Source organism: Micrococcus sp. KRD012 (assembly GCF_017168555.1).
Taxonomy (GTDB): domain Bacteria; phylum Actinomycetota; class Actinomycetes; order Actinomycetales; family Micrococcaceae; genus Micrococcus; species Micrococcus luteus.
Genome location: NZ_JABFBB010000007.1, coordinates 379,136 through 400,316 on the forward strand (window position 1 = coordinate 379,136; position 21,181 = coordinate 400,316).

Genomic DNA, 21,181 nt, shown 5'->3' on the forward strand with positions numbered 1-21,181 from the left:
ACCGAACCCCTCACCGAACCGGACCGATCCTCAGGAGGACGTCATGACCACCCAGCCCCACCACTCCACTCCCGCCTCCGCCGAGCAGCTCCAGCACGACTGGGAGCACAACCCCCGCTGGGCCGGCGTCGAGCGCAGCTTCACCGCCGAGGACGTCGTCCGTCTCCGCGGCCGGATCCAGGAGGAGCACACGCTGGCCCGCCGCGGCGCCGAGAAGCTGTGGACCCAGCTGAAGGACGAGAACGCCCGCGGTGATTTCACCAACGCCCTCGGCGCCCTCACCGGCAACCAGGCCGTCCAGCAGGTCAAGGCCGGGCTGCGCGCCATCTACCTCTCCGGCTGGCAGGTCGCCGCGGATGCCAACCTCTCCGGCCACACGTACCCGGACCAGTCCCTGTACCCGGCCAACTCCGTGCCGCAGGTGGTGCGCCGCATCAACAACGCCCTGCTGCGCGCGGACCAGATCGAGCACGCCGAGGGCGTCAGCAGCGTCGAGGACTGGCTCGTGCCGATCGTGGCCGACGCCGAGGCCGGCTTCGGCGGCCCGCTCAACGCCTACGAGCTCATGAAGTCGATGATCACCGCCGGCGCCTCCGGTGTGCACTGGGAGGACCAGCTGGCCTCCGAGAAGAAGTGCGGCCACCTCGGCGGCAAGGTGCTCATCCCCACCGGCCAGCACATCCGCACGCTCAACGCCGCCCGCCTGGCCGCCGACGTCGCCGACGTGCCCAGCGTGATCATCGCCCGCACCGATGCCGAGGCGGCCACCCTGATCACCTCGGACGTGGACGAGCGCGACGCCGAGTTCATCACCGGTGAGCGCACCGCGGAGGGCTTCTACAAGGTCCGCAACGGCGTCGAGCCCTGCATCGCCCGCGCCAAGGCCTACGCCCCCCACTCGGACCTGATCTGGATGGAGACCGGCACCCCGGACCTCGAGCTGGCCCGGAAGTTCGCCGAGGCCGTCAAGGCCGAGTTCCCGGACCAGATGCTGGCCTACAACTGCTCGCCGTCGTTCAACTGGAAGAAGAACCTCGACGACGACACCATCGCCAAGTTCCAGCGCGAGCTGGGCGCCATGGGCTACACCTTCCAGTTCATCACGCTGGCCGGCTTCCACGCCCTGAACCACTCGATGTTCGACCTGGCCAAGGGATACAACGAGCGCCAGATGTCCGCGTACGTCGAGCTGCAGGAGCGCGAGTTCGCCGACGAGGCCCGCGGCTACACCGCGACCAAGCACCAGCGCGAGGTCGGCACCGGCTACTTCGACGCCGTGTCCACCGCCATCAACCCGGACAGCTCCACGGTGGCCCTGGCGGGCTCCACGGAGTCCGGCCAGTTCCACTGATCCGCTCAGCCGAGACCGCGAGGAGGCAGTCCCATGAGCCCGCAGACCACGACCCCCACCCTGCACGAGATCCATGCCGACGACGTTCGGGAGCACACGCCCCTGCCGCATGACGTGAGCACCCAGGCCATCCCCGTCGTCATCCCCGAGGGCGCCGCCCCCGTGGTGACCGTCCACGGGCCGGTCGACGGGCGGCAGGCCGAGATCCTCACGGACGAGGCGCTGGCGTTCCTCGGCCGCCTGCACCGGCTGGCCGAGGACCGCCGCCGGCGGCTGCTCGAGGAGCGGGAGTACACCCGGCGCCGCATCACCGACGGCTGGAACCCGCACTACCTGCGGTCCACCCGCCGGGTCCGCGAGGACGACTCCTGGCGTGTGGCGCCGCTGGCCCCCGGCCTGCAGGACCGCCGCGTGGAGATCACCGGCCCCGTGGATCGGAAGATGACGATCAACGCCCTCAACTCGGGCGCCTCGGGCTGGCTCGCCGACTTCGAGGACTCCTCGACGCCGTCCTGGGACCGGATGCTGGACGGGCAGGTCAACCTGTTCGACGCGATCCGCGACCAGATCGACTTCACCTCCCCCGAGGGCAAGGAGTACCGGCTGCGCGAGCGCGAGCTCACGGACCGGCCGACCATCATCGTCCGCCCGCGCGGCTGGCACCTCCTCGAGGACCACATCCGTGTGGACGGCGAGCCGATGGCCGGCGCCCTCGTGGACTTCGGCCTGTACTTCTTCCACAACGCCGACGAGCTGATCCGCCGCGGCCACGGCCCGTACTTCTACCTGCCCAAGCTCGAGTCCCATCTCGAGGCGCGGCTGTGGAACTGCGTGTTCGTGGCGGCGCAGGACGAGCTGGGCATCCCCCAGGGCACCATCCGGGCCACCGTGCTGATCGAGACGATCACCGCGGCGTTCCAGATGGAGGAGATCCTGTACCAGCTGCGCAACCACGCCGCGGGCCTCAACGCCGGCCGCTGGGACTACATCTTCTCCATCATCAAGAACTTCCGGGACCGCGGGGCCGAGTTCGTCCTCCCGGACCGCTCGGAGGTGACCATGACCCAGCCGATGATGCGGGCCTACACGGAGCAGCTGGTCCGGGCCTGCCACCGGCGCGGCGCCTCGGCGATCGGCGGCATGTCTGCCGTGATCCCGGACCGCCGGAACGAGGAGGCCAACGCCGCCGCGCTGGAGAAGGTGCGCGCGGACAAGGCCCGCGAGGCCGGCGACGGCTTCGACGGCTCGTGGGTGGCGCACCCGGACCTCGTGCCGGTCGCCCGGGAGGAGTTCGACGCCGTGCTCGGCGAGGCCCCGAACCAGATCCGCACCCGCCGCCGCGAGGACGTGGTGCCGGACGAGGCCGCCCTGCTCGACATCGCCGCGACCACGGGCTCGGTGACCGAGGCTGGCGTGCGGATGAACATCGAGGTCGGGATCCGCTACATCGAGTCCTGGCTGCGGAGGAACGGCGCCGCCGCGATCCACGGACTCATGGAGGACGCCGCCACGGCGGAGATCTCCCGGTCCCAGATCTGGCAGTGGGCACACAACGGCACCGGTGTGCAGCTGACCGAGGGCGGCGTGCGGACCGCCAACCGCGGCTGGATGGAGCAGCTGATCCGCGAGGAGCACGCTCGGATCCTCGCCGGCCCGCTGCCCGAGGGCCACCGGTTCGAGGACGCGGTGCGCGTGTTCTGCGAGTCGGCCCTGCCGCCGGAGTACCCGGCGTTCCTCACCCTGGGCGCGTACCGCCGGCACTTCGCCGGTCAGGACGACGCCGCGGCGAAGGCCTGATCCGCCGGGCCCCACGACGACGGCCGGTCACCTCACGAGGTGACCGGCCGTCGTCGTGCCGGGTGTCAGTCCCCGGACGTGGAGGGGGACGGGGAGGCCGAAGCCGACTTCGTCGGTGACGGGCTGGCCGACGCCGAGGCGGACGCCTCCGCGGCCCGCTGGGATTCGGCGGCCTCCCGCGCGGCACCCTGGAACGGCCGCGGCGGCTGGCCGGGGGCCACGGGGCCGGGGGCGCCCTCGGGGCGGTCGATCGTGGACTGGTTGTTCAGCAGCTCGTCGGGCACGCGGCCGGTGGGGATCTCCCGGGCCTGGGCCAGGGCCTCCTCGTCCATCTGCGCGTTCAGGAAGAACGGCGAGCTGAGCTTGATGACCTCCTGGAAGTCCCCGGCGTCCTTCAGCACGGTGTCCGCGAGGTGGTCGCGGGTCTCGGTGACGAGGGTGGTGCTCTGCGCGACCGGCGAGTTCTTCACCTGGGTGAGGCCGCCGTTGGCGTCACCGAAGCCCTCCATCGAGCCCATGGTCACGGAGACCATCTCGCTGCCGTCCTCGGAGCAGGCCCACGCGGTGCGCTGGGGCAGCAGGGGGGCGCCGTCCTGGCCGCCGACCATGCCGGGGCGCAGCAGGGCGAGCAGCCCCTTGCCGGTCTTCGGGTCGAACGTGTATTCGTCCGCCACGGCGGCGGGCTCCTCCTGGCACCACTCCAGGCGGGAGCCGTCGAGGTTGTGCTGGTAGTGGACCTGCGCCAGGGGCATGCCGGGGCTGTACTCGAAGTAGCCGTTGTAGACGCAGGTGAGGAACTCGTGGGTCTCGTCCTGCGAGGCGAACAGCTGCACGATCTCGATGTTCGAGCTGTCCGGGATGTGCGTGGCGACGGCGTCCAGGGTGCGCTGGTCCAGGACGTCGCGCGTGCAGTCCATCACGGAGACGGTGTCGTTGCGGACCGCGGCCGTGTTCTTCCAGGCCTCGGTGGCGGCGCCGTCCTTGATGCCCGGGCCGACGGTCTCGAACGCCTGACGCGGCTCGGCGCGCGGGGTGCCCTCGGCGGACTCCGACGCGAGGGCCTCACGGACGCGGGACGCCGCGGCGGACGCGGGGTCGGTGGGGCTCTCCGTGGCCGAGCCGGCCGCGGCCGAGGCCGCCGATCCGCTGGGCGCCGCGGCAGTCGACGAGGCGGGCTCACCGGACTGGCCGGCCGAGCCGCAGCCGGCCAGGGCGAGGGCGAGGGCGGCGACGCCGACGGCCAGCGGGGCACGGCGGCGGGCGGGCGCGGGGGGGCGGGCTCGGTCTCGGCCGGGGCGCCCTTCAGGGGGACGTAGCCGGCCATTCGCTGCTTGGGCATGCTTCTCCTCGTCCGAGGGGCGCGGTCCGCAGCGGACCGCGCCCGCACCGGTTCAGCCGCGGCGGGTGCGCAGCTGCTCGATGACCTGCGGGACCACCTGGAAGATGTCCCCGACCACGCCGAAGTCGGCGTGCTCGAAGATCTCGGCGTCCTCGTTCTTGTCGATCGCCACGATGGTCTTGGCGGTCTTCATGCCGGCCAGGTGCTGGATGGCGCCGGAGATGCCGAGGGCGATGTACAGGTTCGGGGACACGATCACGCCGGTCTGGCCCACCTGGCGCTCGGCCGCGGTGTAGCCGGAGTCGACGGCGGCACGCGAGGCGCCCACGGCGGCGCCGAGCTCGTCGGCGAGCTGCTCGACGATCGCGAAGCCCTCCTCGGAGCCCACGCCGCGTCCGCCGGCGACGACGGTCTTGGCGCCGCGCAACGGCGGACGGGCGGAGTTCTGCGTGCGGGCGTTCACCTCGAGCACCCGGGCGCCGGCGGTCACCGGGCCCAGCTCGGCGGCGGCCAGCTCCACGACCTCGGGCGCCTCGACGGCCGGGGCCCGGTCCGCGACGGCGCCGGGGCGCACGGTGATGATCCGGGGGCCGCCCTCGCCGGTGGACTCGCTGAGGTAGTCGCCGCCGAACACGGAGTGGCGGGCGATGACCTCGTCGTCGGCCCAGCGCAGCCCCACGGCATCCGCGCAGACGGGGCCGCGGGCGCGGACGGACAGGCGGCCGGCCACCGCGCGGGACTCGGGGCTGCTGGAGATCAGCACGGCCACGGGCGCGGTGCGGGCGGCCGCGGCGGCGAGGGCCTGCACGGCGGCGTCGCCGAGGGTGGTGGCGGCGTCGTCGGCCACGAGGACGTGGACGCGCGTGGCGCCGTACTCCCCCAGACGGGCGACGGCGGCGTCCCTGCCCTCCGCGCCGGTCACGAGGACGGCCTCGGGCACGCCCACGGTTGCGGCGGCGCCGAGCAGCTCGGCCACGACCGGGCGGAGCGCGCCGTCCGCGCCGATCTCGGCGTGCACCAGCACGGTCTGACCGCTGTTCGCGGCGTCGGTCTGCGTCGTCATCTCGGTCTCCTCCACGTTCGCGCTCACACGAGCCCCCGACCCGCGAGGAACTCCACCAGCCGCTCGGCGGCGGTGCCGTCGTCGGTGATCTTCTCGCCCGCGGCACGCTCGGGACGCGTGTCCGCCGAGACCATCACGGAGCGGTAGGCGGCCTCGGCCGGGCCCGCGGCGATGCCGAGGTCGGCCAGGGACAGCACGGTGAGCGGCTTCTTCTTGGCCGCCATGATGTTCTTGAAGTTCGGGAACCGCGGCTCCGCGGTCTTCTCCGTCAGGCCCGCCACGGCGGGCAGGGCGACGGCGGCGCGCACGTCCGCGTCCGAGGTCGCCACGGTGCCGGTCAGCTCGCCGTCGGCCAGCTCGGGGGCCTCGGCGTGCGGCAGGTAGGGCCGGTCCAGGAGCTCGGCGACCATGGCCGGCACCACGCCGGTGCCGCCGTCCGTGGACAGCGTGCCGGCGAGCACGAGGTCGGCGCCCTCCTTCTCGACGGCCGCGGCGATCACGCGGGCCGTCTCCACGGCGTCCGAGCCGACGAGCGCGTCGTCGGTGATCTGCACGGCGGAGTCCGCGCCCATGGCCAGCATCTTGCGCAGGGTCTTCGAGGAGTCCTCGGGGCCCACCGTCAGGGCCACGACCTCGACGTCCGCGCCGGCGTCCCGCCAGCCCAGGGCGACCTCCATGACGCGCTCACTGATCTCGTCCGGCACGGGCTCGGCCGCGCCGTCGCGCACCACCCAGCCGGTCTCCAGGCTCAGCTCACGCTCCTGCCACGTGTCCGGCACCTGCTTGGCCAGCACCAGGATCTTCACGGCCTCTCCTCCTTGGGTCGCGGTCTCGCCCCGGGGCCTCCGCCCCGAGCACGGTGACTTACGCTACAGACTACGGGTCCGCGCACGTCCGGGCCGCATGACCCCCGCGCGGGAGCGGCCGGGGCCGCCGTCGTCGGCCCGTGCGTCCGGACCATGATCGCCCGAACCGAGGAGGCACCGTGAGCCCCGCCGCCCCGCCCGCCGAGCCGCCGGCCGCCGAGGACCGGCCCCGGGTCCCGGCGGTGCCCGCCTCCTCCCTCGTGCTGGTCCGGCCCGGGGCCAGCGGCGAGATCTCGGTGTTCACCGTCCGCCGCGCCGGGACCATGGCCTTCAGCGCCCACGCCACGGCCTTCCCCGGCGGCCGCGTGGACCCCGCGGACGACCTGCCGGACCGGCTGTGGGAGGGCACGGATCTGGCCGACTGGGGCCGGCGCCTGGGGCTGCCGCGCGAACCCGTGGACGCCCACGGCACCCTCACGGAGCTCGACCCCGCCGAGGGCGCCGGCCGCGTGCTGGCCGCCGCCGTCCGCGAGACGTTCGAGGAGACCGGAGTGCTCCTGGCCCGGGACGCCGTCACCGGCACCCCCGTGGACCCGGCCCGGGTGGCCGCGTTCCCCGACGAGCTGCGCGACGCCGTCGAGCGCCACGAGGTGGACTTCGGGGAGCTGCTCGACCGCGAGGGGCTGCGCCCCGACGCCGGCGCGCTCGTGCCGTGGTCCCGGTGGATCACCCCGCACGGGGGCCCGCGCCGCTACGACACGTTCTTCTTCGCCGTCCACCTGCCGCAGGGCCAGTCCCCCGAGCGGATGTCCTCCGAGGCGGCCAGCCACGGCTGGGCGTCCCCCGCCGAGCTGCTGCGCCGCTTCCGGGCCGGCAAGGTCAACCTGATGGCCCCCACGTGGTGGCAGCTGCGCACCCTGGTCGACGCCGGCGAGGACGTCCACGCGGGCCGCTCCCGGTTCGAGCCCCTCGAGGGGGTCATGCTCGTGGCCGGGCAGGGGCCCGTGTTCCCCCACGCGGACGAGTATCTGCGTGACCTGACGGCGTTCCGCGCGGCCGCGCAGGTGGAGGAGTCCAAGGACAACATCCTCTGAGCGCTCCCGTCTCCGGTCCGTGCGGTGGGCGACGGGCCGGAGAGCAGCGCGGACCACGAGCCGCGACCCCATGGCCTGCCGGGCCCCGTGCCCCTAGTCTGGTCTGCACCGGATCACCCGGCTCCGCGCGTCCGGCCCCCACCCCCGGCCACCGCGCGTCCCGCTCGCACCCTAGGAGCACTGCATGGCGCTCAGCGTCCTCGACCTGTTCTCGATCGGCATCGGCCCGTCCTCGTCCCACACCGTGGGGCCCATGCGCGCTGCCCGCCGCTTCACGGACAGCATGGGCCAGCACGGCGTCCTCGAGCGCACGGCCCGCGTGCACGCCGAGCTGTTCGGCTCGCTGGCGGCCACCGGCGTGGGCCACGGCTCGGACACCGCGGTGCTGCTCGGCCTGGCCGGCCAGGACCCCGAGACCATCGACCCGGACGCCTGCACCGGGCTCGTGGAGGAGATCGTCACGGGCGGTCGGCTGCCCCTGGACGGGCGCCACGAGATCGCCTTCGACCGGCAGGCGGACCTGACGCTGCACATGCGCGAGTCCCTGCCCGGGCATCCGAACGGCATGCGCCTGACCGCCTACGACGACGCCGGCGAACAGCTTCACACCCGCGACTACTACTCCGTGGGCGGCGGCTTCGTGGTCACCTCGGACGAGCTCGAGGCCGAGTTGGACGCCACCAAGGACGTCAACCGCACCGACGACGGCGACACCGGCGAACCGTACCCCTTCTCCACGGGCGCCGAGCTCGCCGCCCGCTGTCACGAGGCGGGCCTGAGCATCGCGGAGCTCATGCTCGCCAACGAGGCCACCCGCCACGACCTCGACGAGCTGCGCACCCAGCTGCTGGCCATCTGGGCCGTCATGGAGGAATGCGTCCACAACGGCGTGTCCCGCACCGAGCCGATCCTGCCCGGCGGACTGAAGGTCCGCCGTCGGGCCCCCGCGCTGCGGGAGCACCTGCTCCAGACCACCGACCGCACCGACCCTATGTGGGCCATGGAGTGGGTCAACCTCTTCGCGCTCGCGGTGAACGAGGAGAACGCCTCGGGCGGGCGCATCGTCACCGCGCCCACGAACGGCGCCGCGGGCATCATCCCGGCCGTCATGCTCTACTACATGCGCTTCGTGCTCCCCGAGGGCGCCACGCAGCAGGAGCGGGACGACAAGGTGGTCGAGTTCCTGCTCACCGCGGCGGCGATCGGCATCCTGTACAAGCGCAACGCCTCCATCTCCGGCGCCGAGGTCGGCTGCCAGGGCGAGGTCGGCTCGGCCTGCTCCATGGCGGCGGGCGCCCTGTGCGCCGTGCTCGGCGGCACCGTGGACCAGGTGGAGAACGCGGCCGAGATCGGGATCGAGCACAACCTCGGGCTGACGTGCGACCCCGTGGGCGGCCTCGTCCAGGTGCCGTGCATCGAACGCAACGCGATCGCGTCGGTGAAGGCCATCAACGCGGCCCGGCTGGCGCTGCTGGGGGACGGCTCGCACCGGGTGACCCTGGACCAGGCCATCACGACCATGCGCGACACCGGCGCGGACATGAAGTCCAAGTACAAGGAGACCTCGCGCGGCGGCCTGGCCGTGAACGTCATCGAGTGCTGATCGCCCGGGTCCGCGGCCCAGCGCCGCTCCGGTCGGGACGGACGGGGCACCCGTCCGCTACCGTGGGGCCCGACCCGCACCCTGCCCCCGAGCGCGAGAGGACCGACGTGGCCATTCATCCTGTGGACGCGACCCTGGAGGCCGCGAAGATCGATCCCGACCAGCGTGCCGAGAGGCTCAAGGGCGTGAAGCTCGACGGCGCCGGCTGGAAGTACGCGCTCACACGCGCGCTCAAGGAGTTCGGCAACGACGGCGGCACCGACCTGGCCGCGAAGCTCACCTACTACCTGGTGCTCTCGCTGGCTCCTTCCCTGCTGGCCGTGTTCTCCATCCTGTCCCTCGTGCTCGCCTCCAACCGCGGGGCCATCGACGATCTGCTGGGGGAGCTGACCGGCCTGGTCCCGAGCGACTACCAGCCGCTCGTCACGAACCTGGTGACCACCATGAGCGACTCGGCCGGCTCAGGCGGCGGGATCATCGCCCTCATCATCGGCATCGCGACCGCCCTGTGGTCCGCCTCCGCGTACGTGAAGGCGTTCAACCGCTCGGCCAACACGGTGTACGGCTACGAGGAGGGCCGCGGCCTGGTGAAGCTGACGCTGACCAACCTGCTCACCACGCTCATCCTGATCGTGGGCATCGTGGTCGTGCTGCTCTCGCTGGCGCTGAACCGCTCGCTCGTGGACGGCTTCCTCCAGCCGATCGCCGGGCCGCTCGGCATGACCGGCGTGGTGAACTTCCTCTCGGACACGTTCCTGCCGGTGTGGGCGTGGGCGAAGTGGCCTGTCGTCGTCGTGATCCTGCTGGTGCTGATCGCGACCCTGTACTACACCACCCCGAACGTCCAGAAGCCGCGCTTCCACCTCTTCGGCCCCGGCAACATCGTGGCGCTGGTGGGCATGGTGCTGGCCGCGGTGGCCCTGTCCGTGTACTTCACGCAGTTCGCCGGCTACTCGGCGTACGGTGCGATCGGCACGGTCATGGCGCTGCTGTTCGCCCTGTGGATCTTCAACATCGTGCTGCTGCTCGGCCTGGAGGTCGACGCCGAGGTGGAGCGTGCCCGCCAGCTCGAGGCCGGCCTGCCCGCCGAGGCTCGGGTGCAGCTGCCCCCGAAGGACGTGGCCGGGGTGGAGAAGCGCGCCGAGAAGCAGACGGCCGTGGAGGAGCGCGGCTACGAACTGCGGGCGGTCCACGAGGGCCGCTGACCGCGCCCGGCGCGGCGCCGAGCGCACGTTCCGCACCGACAACGACGGCCGCTCACCTGGCGAGGTGGGCGGCCGTCGTCGTGCGCGGGGCCCTCAGCGCTGGGCCGCGCGGTAGCCGTCCGCCTGGGCCGCGGCGGCGGAGGCGTAGCAGTGGCGCGCGTTGGTCCTGCCGTAGTGCTGCTGACCGGGCACGTGGTAGATGCCCGAGTTGTCGTTGGCCTTGACCGGGTGGGAGTCCGGGCACACGGAGTCGGCTCCGCTCACCGGCCCCGCGTCGCCGGACGCGGGGGCCGCCTCCGGGGCGGGGGCCGGGGCCGCCTCCGGGATGGGCTCGGCCGCGGTGCCGCACTCCCCGGAGAACCTGCCGACGCCGTTCGCCCGGGCCTGCTCCCACGCCGCCTCGACCTCGGGCAGGAAACGGTCGTTGCCGTCGAAGACCGCCGGCTCGCCGTAGCCCAGGCGGGCCATCTCGGCGTTGAGCAGGACGCCCTCGGCGTACACGCCGGCGAGGAGGCGGTCGTAGCGGTCGTAGAGCCGGCGATCGTACCGCAGCACCACCGTGTCGCCGGGGCTGATCATCGACTTCAGCGCCGCCGTCGCCTCCGGTCCCATGCACTCGACCGGCTTCGAGGGGTGGTGGGTCTCGGGGGTGTCGATGTTGAGCAGGCGCACCCGCGTGGACACCTCGCCGAGGGTCACGCGGAGCGTGTCGCCGTCCGAGATCGACTCGACCGTGACCACGTCTCCCTCGACGTCGGCCGGGGCGGCGGGCGCCGCCGGCTCGGCACTGCGGGAGCCTTCAGCAGTACGCGACTCCTCCGCGGCACGTGCGGCACGCGACTGCGCAGCCTCGATCGAGGACGACGCCGCGGCGCGCGAGCTCTGCGCGGCGGAGGAGGCGGCCAGCGACGACGCAGCGGCACGGCTCGTCGCAGCCGCGTCGACGGACGGGGTGGGCGTCGTCGGCATCGTGCTGACCGACGCGGAGGTGTCGGCATCGCTCTCCGGGGTGACGCCGTCGTCGGTGGCGGTGCAGCCGGTGAGCAGGAGCAGAGACAGTGCGGCCGCGGGGAGCGCCGCGCGCAGACGGGCAAGGGGCACGAGGATCCTGGAGGGGAAGGGACGGGGACATGACGAAGGCCCCGCCGTGAGGCGGGGCCTTCGGATCACCACATCATCGCAGGTGGGAGGCACAGGTGTTGCCGCACGTCACGACAGCATCGGTCCCCGTTCCGTCAATGACGACGGGGGTCAGCGGCGGCCGTCGATGGGGTCGCCGCCGCCGTCGAGGGCGTCGAGGACGAGGTCGCGGGCCTCGCCCGTCGCGGACCGGCGGGAGAGCAGCAGCGCGGCCAGCCAGCACAGCAGGACGATCGCGGCGCCGCCCCACGCCAGGAGGGCGAGGCTGCCCGAGAGCAGCCCCGTGCCGTCCGCGCGGCCGACGCCGATCCACACCAGACCCCACGCGAGCGCGAACGCCGGAGCCGGGCGGCCGCCGTTGTACACGGCCGTGAACGCGCCGATCAGCACGGCCACCACGAGCATCACCTTCGCCCAGAGGGACGACTGCCCCGGATCGCCGACGACGCCGGTCGAGGCCAGCCACGCGGCCAGGTTCGCCACGGCGGCGATCGAGACCCAGCCCAGATGCAGGCCCTGCACCCCATCCAGGAGGATCCGCTCCCCCCAGCTGTGCGCACGGACGGATTCGAGGAGCACCAGGATCCACGCCAGGCACGCCAGCAGCAGCGCGATCACCACGACGCTCAGCCCCAGCAGCCCGGCCTGCACCGTCCAGATCCACGCGGCGTTGAGCAGCACCGAGACCAGGATCCACGGTCGCAGGCGGTCGTGACGGGCGGACTGGCCCGAGGGGAGGAACTGCCACACGGCGTAGGCGAACAGGCCCGCGTAGATCACGGACCAGATGCCGAACGCGGGGGTCGCCGGGGACACCCAGGTGGCGTCCGGGCCGAGCCAGCCGCCCGCGGCCTCGGCCACGGGGGTCAGGCCGCCGACGACGCCGGAGCCCAGGAACGCGGCCACGATCGCGAGGATCACGACCACGAGCATGGCCACCCGGCCGCCCGTCGAGGACAGCCCCTTCGGCCCCGACGCCGCGGCCTAGGGTGGGGGCATGCGCACTCCCTCCCCGATCGGACTCCTGCTGGACGTGGACGGCCCCGTGGCCTCCACCGAGACCCGGACCGTGCCGGAGGGGATCATCGACGTGCTCGTCCGCCTCGCGAGGCGCGGGGTGCCGGTCGGCTTCAACACGGGCCGCTCCACGGACTTCCTCCTGCACAACCTGATCGCCCCGCTGCGCGACGCGGGCCTCCCGGACGACGCTCCCTTCCACGCGATCTGCGAGAAGGGCGCCGTGTGGTTCCCGTTCTCCGCGGTGCCCTCCGGGGACCTGCCCGACGTCACCGTGGACGGCACCGCCCCGGACTGGCTCCGCACCGACCCGGACATGGCCATCGACGCGGACACCCGTGACGCGATCTGGGCTCTCAACGATGAGCGCGCCGGGGACCTGCAGTTCACCGACCGCACCAAGCTGGCCATGGTCTCCCTCGAGAAGACGGTCGGCGCGGACCAGACGGAGTACGAGCGGGTGCGCGACGACGTCGCCGCGCGCGTCGAGGATCTGCTCGCCGAGCGCGGACTCGCCGAGGAGGTGCGCGTGGCCCCCTCGGTGATCTCGGTGGACGTCGAGCACCGCTCCTCCGGCAAGGACCTGGGCGTCGAGCGCTGCTTCGACCTGCTGGCGGAGGCGGGCACCCCGGTGCCCGAACGCTGGCTCACCGCGGGCGACTCGCGCAGCGACTACGCCATGGCCGACCGGCTGCACGAGCGCGGACTCGCCGTGGAGCACATGGACGTGCGGCCCGCCGACGGCGTCCCCGAGAAGCCCTACGGCGTGGTGACGGCGGCGATCCTCGCCGAACGCGGCATCGGCGACGCCGACGACGTCCACGAGCGGGCGGGCGAGTCCCTGCTGCGCTGGGTGGAGCGCGACCTGCTGCGCTGACCAGGCCGGACGCCCCCTCTGCGGACGGCCGACCCTCCCCGGGCCTGGACCTCGACCCCTAGCGTGGAAGGGAATGCCGCGCCCCTGCCGAACCGGCCCGGGCGCCTCCCGACCAGAGAGAGGTTCCACCGTGGCCACCGTCGCCCAGAACATCGTCGAGACCCTCCACGCCTCGGGCGTGCGCCGCATGTACGGCGTGCCCGGGGACTCCCTCAACGGGCTGACCGAGGCCCTGCGCTCCCACGGCGGCATCCAGTGGGTGCACACCCGGCACGAGGAGACCGCGGCCTTCGCCGCCTCCGCCGAGTCCCAGCTCACGGACGAGCTCGCGGTCTGCGTGGGCTCGTGCGGTCCGGGCAACCTCCACCTGATCAATGGCCTGTTCGACGCGCAGCGCTCCCGCACCCCGGTGCTCGCGATCGCCGCGCACATCCCGTCGGAGGAGATCGGCTCGGGCTACTTCCAGGAGACCCACCCGCAGGACCTGTTCCGCGAGTGCTCCGTCTACGTGGAGCACGTCTCCTCGGCGGACCAGATGCCCCGGATGCTGCGCACCGCGATGCGGGCCGCCGTCGAGCAGCGGGGCGTGGCCGTGCTCGTGATCCCGGGCGACGTGGCCCTCACCGAGCTCTCCGCGAAGCCCGAGGTGATCCGTCACACGCCGTCCCGCGTCATCCCGGCCGACTCCGTGCTGCGCGAGGCCGCCGAGGCCCTGGACTCGTCCAAGCGGATCACCATCCTGGCCGGCGCGGGCGCGGCCGGCGCCCACGACGAGGTCGTGGCCCTGGCGGAGCGCCTGCAGGCCCCGATCGTCCACGCGCTGCGCGGCAAGGACCGGATCGAGTACGACAACCCGTATGACGTCGGCTTGACCGGCCTGCTCGGCTTCGCCTCCGGCTACCACGCGCTCAAGGAGGCCGAGACGCTGCTGATCCTCGGCTCCTCCCTGCCGTACCGGCAGTTCTACCCCGAGGACGCCACGGTCATCCAGGTGGACGTGCGCGGCGAGCAGATCGGCCGACGGGTGGCCGTGGACGTGCCGCTCGTGGGCGGTGTGAAGGAGACGGCCCAGGCCCTGCTGCCGCTGCTGCGCGGGAACTCGTCGTCGGCGTTCCTGGACAAGGCGCTCAAGCACTACGCCAAGACCCGCAAGGACCTCGACCAGCTGGCCACCCCGGGTCGTGGACGCGTGCACCCGCAGTATGTGGCCCGCCTCCTCGACGAGCTGGCCGACGACGACGTGGTGTTCCTGCCCGACGTCGGCTCCCCGGTGGTCTGGGCCTCCCGGTACCTGACGATGAACGGGCGCCGCCGGATCATCGGCTCCCTGTCCCACGGCTCCATGGCCAACGCGGTCACCCAGGCGGTCGGCGCCCAGGCGGTCGACCCCACCCGCCAGGTGGTGGCGATGGCCGGCGACGGCGGGCTGGCCATGATGCTCGGCGAGCTGATGTCGTTCGTGCAGAACGGCCTGCCCGTGAAGACGCTCGTGTTCGACAACGACTCGCTGAACTTCGTGGAGCTCGAGATGATGGCCGCCGGGTTCGTCCCCTACGGGACGAGCCTGGAGAACCCGGACTTCGCGGCGATCGCGGAGGCGATCGGCATCAAGGGCTTCCGCGCGGACCACACGACGGACCTGCCCGCGGTGATGCGCGAGTTCCTCGCCCACGACGGGCCGGCGCTGCTGGTGGTCAAGACCGAGCGTCAGGAGCTGACGATCCCGCCGAGCATCGAGTTCGAGCAAGCCAAGGGCTTCGCGCTCTACGCCATGCGCACCGTCCTGGACGGCAAGGGCACCAAGCTGCTCGACCTCGCGAAGGCGAACCTGCGCCAGCTCTTCTGACCTGCCGCGCACGACGACGGCCCGGACGCTGGCGGCGTCCGGGCCGTCGTCGTGGTGGGGCGGGGAGAGCCCAGCCCCGCCGGTAGGTCAGGCGCGGTGGGCGCCGCCCTCGGCGACGATCGGGTGCTCGGCCGTGCCGGCGACGCCCTGGGTGATCAGGCCGTCGGCGCGGTGCTCCCAGAAGTCCGCGTTGCGGATGCCGAGCGGGCGCGGGTCGAACTGCGGGTCGAGACCCTGGCGCTTCTGTGCGCGGTAGTCCTTGAGGGCCTTGAGGGCCGGGCCCTGCAGCACCAGGATGCCGAGGATGTTCAGCCAGGCCATGGAGCCCACGCCGATGTCGCCGAGGCCCCAGGCCGCACCCGTGGTGGCGACGGCGCCGTAGGCCACCGACACGAGGATCAGGGCCTGCAGGAAGCGCAGCGCGACGCGGCGGACCATGCCGTTGCGCAGGTTGCGCGTGAGGAACACGATGTTGACCTCGGCCATGTAGTAGTACGCCACGATCGTGGTGAAGGCGAAGAACGCCAGCGCCACGGCCACGAACGTGGGGCCGAAGCCGGAGAACATGGCGTCGAAGCCGGTCTGGACGAAGGCCGGGCCCTCGGAGGCCGTCGGCGAGACGATGCCCTCGAACAGCAGGCCGGAGCCGGACCCGTCCGAGTACACCCGGTAGGCGCCCGTGGAGATGATGATGAACGCGGTGGCCGAGCAGACGAAGAGCGTGTCGATGTACACGGCGAACGCCTGCACGAAGCCCTGCTTGGCTGGGTGCGAGACCTCGGCGGCCGCGGCGGCGTGCGGGCCCGTGCCCTGGCCGGCCTCGTTGGAGTAGACGCCGCGCTTCACGCCCCACTGGATGGCGAGGCCGAGGATCGCGCCGAACACGGCGTGCACGCCGAACGCGCTGGCGAAGATGGAGCCGAAGACCTCGGGGATCTGGTCGAAGTTCAGGAACAGCACGATCAGCGCGAGGATGATGTACAGCACGGCCATCACGGGCACCACGTAGACGGCGAACGTCGCGATGCGCTTCACGCCGCCCAGGACGATGAAGGCCAGCAGGATGACCATGGCCAGGGCCACGACCCAGGCGGGCACGGCCCACGCCTCGCCCACGGCCGCGGCCACGCCGTTGGCCTGCACGCCCGGCAGGAAGTAGCTGGTGGCGAAGACGGTGACGACGGCGAACAGGATCGCGTACGCCTTGAAGGCGGGGGCGGCGGCCGTGTGCTTGTAGGCCTTCTCGAAGTAGTACGCCGGGCCGCCGCGGTACTCGCCGGTGTCCGGGTCGCGCTCCTTGTAGATCTGGCCGAGCGTGGACTCGATGAAGGATGTGGCGGCGCCGAGCAGGGCCATGACCCACATCCAGAACACGGCGCCGGGGCCGCCGAACGCGATGGCCGTGGCGACGCCGCCGATGTTGCCCATGCCGACGCGGCCGGCGAGCGACATCATGAGGGACTGGAGGGACGAGGTGCCGTCCGCGGAGTCCTGGCCCTCGCGGAGCTGCTTCACCATGTCCGGGATGTTCACGAACTGCAGGAACATGGTCCGGACGGTGAAGTAGAGGCCGACGATCAGGCAGAGCCAGATCAGGGCCGGGGACCAGATGACGTTGTTCACGGTGGTGATGAGATCTGCGAAGGACATGGGGTCTCCAGATCGGGGTGGGGATGGCCGGTGCGGTGCGAGTTCCGAGCGGCGGCCGCCGGCAGTCCCGGACGACTGGGGAGAAGGATACGCGCAAATGTGACCCGCGTCTCGCATCCAGCGGGGCGGATGAGGAGTCCGGGCGCGCCCTCCCCCGTCGACAGCGGTCCCCGACATGCGAAAAGCCCCGGAACCACTGGGGTCCCGGGGCTTATCTGCGGAGGATGGGGGATTTGAACCCCCGAGGGCTGTTAACCCAACACGCGTTCCAGGCGTGCGCCATAGGCCGCTAGGCGAATCCTCCTTGGTGCGCCCTCATGCGGCGGACCGCGCGAGGGCAGGCTCCATCATAACCAGATCGTCCTGGGCCGCGCCAATCCCCCGCGGGAGGCGCGGGCCCGGCCCGGGGCTCGCCGCGGCCCGAATCGCCGCGCCCGCCGCCACCCTGGTAGAGTCGTCGGCGGCCCCTCACGTGGTGTCATCTCGCTGAACTCCCCCAGGACCGGAAGGTAGCAAGGGTAGGTGGGCTCTGGCAGGTGCGTGAGGGGTCTTCACTTTCCCCAGGAGATCCCATGCCCGCCGGACGCTACGCCCCCTCCCCCACGGGAAGCCTGCACCTGGGCAACCTGCGCACCGCGCTCGTCGCGTGGCTCGCCGCGCGCGCCACGGACCGCGCCTTCCTGCTGCGGATCGAGGACCTGGACCGCGTCCGCTCCGGGGCCGAGGCCGACCAGCGGGCGGACCTGGCCGCCGTCGGGCTGGACTGGGACGCCGAGCCGGTGCGCCAGTCCGAGCGCACCGCCCTGTACGACGCCGCCGTGGCCGCCCTGCGCGCCGCGCACGGCGCGGACGCGGTCTACGAGTGCTTCTGCTCGCGCAAGGACATCGCCGAGGCGACGTCGGCCCCGCACCCGCGACCCGACGACGGCGCCCCCGCCTCCGGCGGCGCCGTGCCGCTGCGTCCGCCCGGCTTCTATCCGGGCACCTGCCGCGGCCTGACCGAGGCCGAGCGGGCCGAGCGACGGCGGGTGCGTCCCGCCGCCCTGCGGATCGACGCGGCGAAGGTCGCGGGCCTGCCGGACGGTGAGATCCCGCGCGCGACCGCCGTGGACGTGCTGCACGGCGACGTCACGGGCCTGGTCGACGACCTGGTGCTGCGCCGGAACGACGGGGCGTACGCGTACAACCTGGCCGTCGTCGTGGACGACCTGGCGCAGGACGTGGACCAGGTGGTCCGCGGCGACGACCTGCTCGACTCGGCCCCGCGCCAGCGCTGGCTGGCCGAGGCGCTGTGCGCCGCGCGCGGGGAGCCGACGCCTGCGGTGGAGTACCTGCACGTGCCGCTCGTGCTGAACACGGAGGGGCGGCGGCTGGCCAAGCGGGACGGCGCCGTGACCCTCAAGGACCTCGCCGCGCAGGACCCGGCGTGGACCCCCGAGCGGGTGCGGGACCGGCTGCTGGAGTCCCTCGGCCTGCCCGCGGGACCGCTGGCGGCCGCCGTGCCCGCGTTCGACCCGGCCGCCCTGCCGCGTGATCCGTGGGTGTTCACCGGGCTCTGAGCGGGCCGGCGCCCTGGTCCGCCGCAGGCCCGGCCCCGGTCAGAGGACCTGGGCGGCCTGGTCGAAGTCGAGGCGGCCCTGGCGGGGCTGCTGCGCCTTCTCGTCGTCTGCGGCGGCGTGGCCCACGTTGATCACCAGGAGGGACTTCCAGGCACGGTCCGCATGGAACTCGGCGTCCACGGCGGCGGCGTCGAACCCGGCCATGGGGCCGACCTCGAGCCCGTGGGCGCGCAAGGCCACGAGCAGGTAGCCCACCTGGATGAGCGCGTTCGTGCGGCCCATCCCCTCGCGCATGCCCGGCTTGCCCTCGGCATCCTCCTCGAAGCCCTCCCGGAACGGGGCGAGGTGGCCCATGTGGCGGTGCCAGTCGAGGTCGTAGGAGGCGATCAGCGTGAGCGGGGCGCGCTCCGTCTTCTCCCGGTTGAACTCGATCATCAGCGGAGCCAGGCGGGCGCGGGCCTCGGGGCTGTCCACGACGTCGAGCCGCAGCGGCTGGTTGTTCATGGCGGTCGGCGCCCAGCGGAGGTCCGCGTAGGCCCGCTCGATCAGCGCGAGGTCGACGGGCTCGTCCGAGAAGAGCTGCGTCGTGTGGCGGTCCGCGAAGAGGCGGTCGATCTCGGCCTGACTCAGCGGTCCCGCGTCCGGGGCCGGCTGCGTGGGGTGGATCGTGTCCTCGGCGTCGGTGTGCATGTGCGTGGTGGTCATGGGCCAGGGAACGGGCCGGTGGGTGGGCGCATTCCCCGGCTCCCTTAGCCCGTCCGCCCGCCGGATAGGCTTTCGAGGGTGAGCACCGCCCTGTACCGCCGCTACCGCCCGGACCGTTTCGAGGACGTGATCGGGCAGGACCATGTCACGGTCCCGCTGCGCACCGCACTGGCGAAGGACCGCGTGAACCACGCCTACCTCTTCTCCGGCCCGCGCGGCTGCGGCAAGACCACGTCCGCCCGCATCCTCGCGCGCTGCCTGAACTGCGCCCAAGGCCCCACGCCCACGCCGTGCGGCGAGTGCGACTCGTGCCGGGACCTGGCCACCGGCGGGCCGGGCTCGCTGGACGTGCTGGAGATCGACGCGGCCTCGCACGGCGGTGTGGAGGACGCCCGCGGCCTGCGCGAGCGGGCCACGTTCGCCCCGGTCCGGGACCGCTACAAGATCCTCATCATCGACGAGGCGCACATGGTCACCGCGGCGGGCTTCAACGCGCTGCTCAAGATCGTGGAGGAGCCGCCGGAGCACCTGAAGTTCATCTTCGCCACCACGGAGCCGGAGAAGGTCATCGGGACCATCCGCTCCCGCACCCACCACTACCCGTTCCGGCTCGTGCCGCCGGAGCCGCTCATCGCCTACCTCGAGCAGCTGTGCGCGGAGGAGGGCGTGTCCGTGGAGAAGGGCGTGCTGCCGCTCGTGGTGCGCGCCGGCACGGGCTCGGTGCGTGACACGCTCTCCGTGCTGGACCAGCTGATCGCGGGTGCCCAGGAGGGCCAGGTCTCCTACGAGCTCGCGGTGAGCCTGCTCGGCTTCACCCCGGAAGCCCTGCTGGACGACGTGATCGACGCCGTCGCCGCCGACGACACGCCCACGGTGTTCCGCGTGGTGGACCGCGTGGTGCAGTCCGGCCAGGACCCGCGCCGCTTCGTCGAGGACCTGCTGGACCGCTTCCGCGACCTCGTGATCGCACGCGCCCTGCCGGAGGAGGCCGGGGCGATCCTGCACGGCATGCCGGAGGACCAGGTGCGGCGTCTCTCGGCGCAGGCCGCGCAGCTCTCCCGCGCGGAGCTCTCCCGCCTCGCGGACATCACCAACCTCGCGCTGACGGACATGGTGGGTGCCACGAGTCCCCGCCTGCACCTCGAGCTGCTCATGGCGCGCCTGCTGCTGCCCGCCTCGGACGAGACGCACCGCGGCCTGGCCGCCCGCCTCGAGGCCCTCGAACGGCGCCTCGAACTCGGTGGCGCCGCGCCCGTCGAGGACGGCACCCCGGAGGGCACGACGACGCCGGCCCGGTCCGGCACGCCCGCCGCGGACGGCGGCGGGTCGGCCGGGAACGCGGACGGCTCCGGCCCTCTGACCGGTGCCGCGCTCGCCCGGGCCGCCATGCGGCGGACGGAGGAGCCCGCGTCGACGGCGCCGACCGCCCCGCCGGAGCGCTGGGCACCGCCCGCCCAGCCCGCCGCGGCCGAGGCGCCGGAGGGGGACGCCGCCGCCGGGACCACGAGGTCCGAGCGTCCGCAGCAGCCGCCGCAGCCCGGACGACCCGAACCGGCCGAGGCCGGGGCCCGTGCCGAGGGCGCGCGTCGCCCGGAGGTCGGGAGCCGCCCCGAGCCTGAGGGCCGCCCCGAGCCCGAGGGCCGGCCCCAGGCCCAGGACAGCACCGGTGCCGCGCCGTCGAGCCCCGCTCCCGCCCCGGCGGCGAGCCAGGTGGAGATGATCCGCCGGGCCTGGCCGGACATCCTCGCGGCCCTCGAGGACGCCTCTCGGCTGGTGTGGATGCTGGTGAAGGACAACGCGAGCGTCGCGGGCTACGACGGCTCGCTGCTGACGATCGGCTTCCAGCAGGACGGGCCCCGCCAGTCGCTGCTCGGCCGGGGCGGCGACCGCGTGCTCGGCGAGGCCGTCCACCAGGTGCTCGGCATCCGCCCGCGGCTCGACCTGATCCTCGGCGGGGACGCCCCGACCGGGGACGCCCGCGCACAGTCCGGCACTCGCCCGGCCGGACCGGCGCGGACGGACCGGCCTGAGCGTCCGGCCCCGCAGCAGAGTCGGCCCGACCGACCGGCGACACAGCCGAACCGCCCCGCCCCGGTGCCGGGTCCGGCCCCGCGCGAGCCGGAGTCCTC

Annotated in this window: 16 protein-coding genes, 1 tRNA gene and 1 other RNA gene; 10 read left to right on the forward strand and 8 right to left on the reverse strand. The window is 73.1% G+C overall.

All coding sequences use genetic code 11. The features are described 5' to 3' along the window. The first annotated feature begins 43 nt into the window (after positions 1-43). A complete protein-coding gene (gene aceA / locus J1M37_RS05120) occupies positions 44-1,351 on the forward strand; it encodes an isocitrate lyase (RefSeq protein WP_095695228.1) in 1,308 nt (435 codons plus the stop codon). Positions 1,352-1,384: 33 nt separating this feature from the next. After that, positions 1,385-3,148: a malate synthase A gene (aceB, locus tag J1M37_RS05125; protein WP_206452226.1), complete on the forward strand. Its 1,764-nt coding sequence runs from the start codon at positions 1,385-1,387 to the stop codon at positions 3,146-3,148. Between the two features lie 65 nt (positions 3,149-3,213). Here the strand turns inward: aceB and J1M37_RS05130 are convergent, their stop codons facing one another. The 3 genes from J1M37_RS05130 to J1M37_RS05140 all read right to left on the reverse strand — a co-directional run bounded on the left by J1M37_RS05130 (position 3,214) and on the right by J1M37_RS05140 (position 6,356). Further along, on the reverse strand, positions 3,214-4,065 hold the full coding sequence (locus J1M37_RS05130) for a hypothetical protein (RefSeq protein ID WP_241250830.1): 852 nt from the start codon (positions 4,063-4,065) through the stop codon (positions 3,214-3,216). Between the two features lie 474 nt (positions 4,066-4,539). Next, a complete protein-coding gene (locus J1M37_RS05135; RefSeq protein ID WP_144879291.1) occupies positions 4,540-5,577 on the reverse strand; it encodes an electron transfer flavoprotein subunit alpha/FixB family protein in 1,038 nt (345 codons plus the stop codon). Then, positions 5,574-6,356: an electron transfer flavoprotein subunit beta/FixA family protein gene (locus J1M37_RS05140; protein ID WP_095347321.1), complete on the reverse strand. Its 783-nt coding sequence runs from the start codon at positions 6,354-6,356 to the stop codon at positions 5,574-5,576. Before J1M37_RS05140 ends, J1M37_RS05135 begins: the two co-directional genes overlap by 4 nt. A 179-nt stretch (positions 6,357-6,535) precedes the next feature. Here J1M37_RS05140 and J1M37_RS05145 point away from each other — a divergent pair, with 179 nt between their 5' ends. The 3 genes from J1M37_RS05145 to J1M37_RS05155 all read left to right on the forward strand — a co-directional run bounded on the left by J1M37_RS05145 (position 6,536) and on the right by J1M37_RS05155 (position 10,258). Further along, positions 6,536-7,450, forward strand: a complete 915-nt coding sequence (locus J1M37_RS05145) for an NUDIX hydrolase (RefSeq protein ID WP_206452227.1) — start codon at positions 6,536-6,538, stop codon at positions 7,448-7,450. 184 nt (positions 7,451-7,634) lie between these two features. Continuing rightward, positions 7,635-9,053 carry an L-serine ammonia-lyase gene (locus J1M37_RS05150; protein ID WP_036384036.1) on the forward strand — a complete coding sequence of 473 codons (1,419 nt, stop codon included), beginning with the start codon at positions 7,635-7,637 and terminating at the stop codon, positions 9,051-9,053. A gap of 107 nt (positions 9,054-9,160) precedes the next feature. Then, positions 9,161-10,258 (forward strand): YihY/virulence factor BrkB family protein, encoded by a 1,098-nt coding sequence (locus J1M37_RS05155; RefSeq protein WP_227717929.1) that lies wholly within the window; start codon positions 9,161-9,163, stop codon positions 10,256-10,258. Positions 10,259-10,351: 93 nt separating this feature from the next. Here J1M37_RS05155 and J1M37_RS05160 read toward each other — a convergent pair whose 3' ends face one another. Continuing rightward, entirely contained in the window at positions 10,352-11,359 is a 1,008-nt protein-coding gene (locus tag J1M37_RS05160; RefSeq protein ID WP_206452228.1) for a thermonuclease family protein, read from the reverse strand. Between the two features lie 150 nt (positions 11,360-11,509). After that, the gene (locus tag J1M37_RS05165; protein ID WP_206452245.1) at positions 11,510-12,331 is read right to left on the reverse strand and encodes a TspO/MBR family protein; all 822 of its coding nucleotides are present in this window, start codon (positions 12,329-12,331) and stop codon (positions 11,510-11,512) included. 64 nt (positions 12,332-12,395) lie between these two features. Between J1M37_RS05165 and J1M37_RS05170 the strand changes: the two genes are divergently transcribed. Together J1M37_RS05170 and poxB are read left to right on the forward strand one after the other, a co-directional pair. Beyond that, a complete protein-coding gene (locus tag J1M37_RS05170) occupies positions 12,396-13,292 on the forward strand; it encodes a haloacid dehalogenase (RefSeq protein WP_206452229.1) in 897 nt (298 codons plus the stop codon). Positions 13,293-13,422: 130 nt separating this feature from the next. After that, the gene (gene poxB, locus J1M37_RS05175) at positions 13,423-15,138 is read left to right on the forward strand and encodes a ubiquinone-dependent pyruvate dehydrogenase (RefSeq protein WP_049146688.1); all 1,716 of its coding nucleotides are present in this window, start codon (positions 13,423-13,425) and stop codon (positions 15,136-15,138) included. A gap of 87 nt (positions 15,139-15,225) precedes the next feature. On the opposite strand, the gene J1M37_RS05180 is transcribed toward poxB, so the two are convergent. After that, positions 15,226-16,788: an alanine/glycine:cation symporter family protein gene (locus tag J1M37_RS05180; RefSeq protein ID WP_206452230.1), complete on the reverse strand. Its 1,563-nt coding sequence runs from the start codon at positions 16,786-16,788 to the stop codon at positions 15,226-15,228. 218 nt (positions 16,789-17,006) lie between these two features. Next, a tRNA-Ser gene (locus tag J1M37_RS05185) sits at positions 17,007-17,092 on the reverse strand. A gap of 155 nt (positions 17,093-17,247) precedes the next feature. On the opposite strand from J1M37_RS05185, the gene ffs reads away from it, so the two are divergent. Together ffs and gluQRS are read left to right on the forward strand one after the other, a co-directional pair. After that, positions 17,248-17,344, forward strand: an RNA gene (gene ffs, locus J1M37_RS05190) — signal recognition particle sRNA small type. A gap of 16 nt (positions 17,345-17,360) precedes the next feature. Continuing rightward, positions 17,361-18,347 carry a tRNA glutamyl-Q(34) synthetase GluQRS gene (gluQRS, locus tag J1M37_RS05195; RefSeq protein ID WP_170748230.1) on the forward strand — a complete coding sequence of 329 codons (987 nt, stop codon included), beginning with the start codon at positions 17,361-17,363 and terminating at the stop codon, positions 18,345-18,347. Between the two features lie 39 nt (positions 18,348-18,386). Here gluQRS and J1M37_RS05200 read toward each other — a convergent pair whose 3' ends face one another. Next, a complete protein-coding gene (locus J1M37_RS05200) occupies positions 18,387-19,052 on the reverse strand; it encodes a malonic semialdehyde reductase (RefSeq protein ID WP_049146682.1) in 666 nt (221 codons plus the stop codon). A gap of 78 nt (positions 19,053-19,130) precedes the next feature. On the opposite strand from J1M37_RS05200, the gene J1M37_RS05205 reads away from it, so the two are divergent. Beyond that, a partial coding sequence (locus J1M37_RS05205) for a DNA polymerase III subunit gamma and tau (protein ID WP_206452231.1) occupies positions 19,131-21,181 on the forward strand: 2,051 nt, incomplete at its 3' end.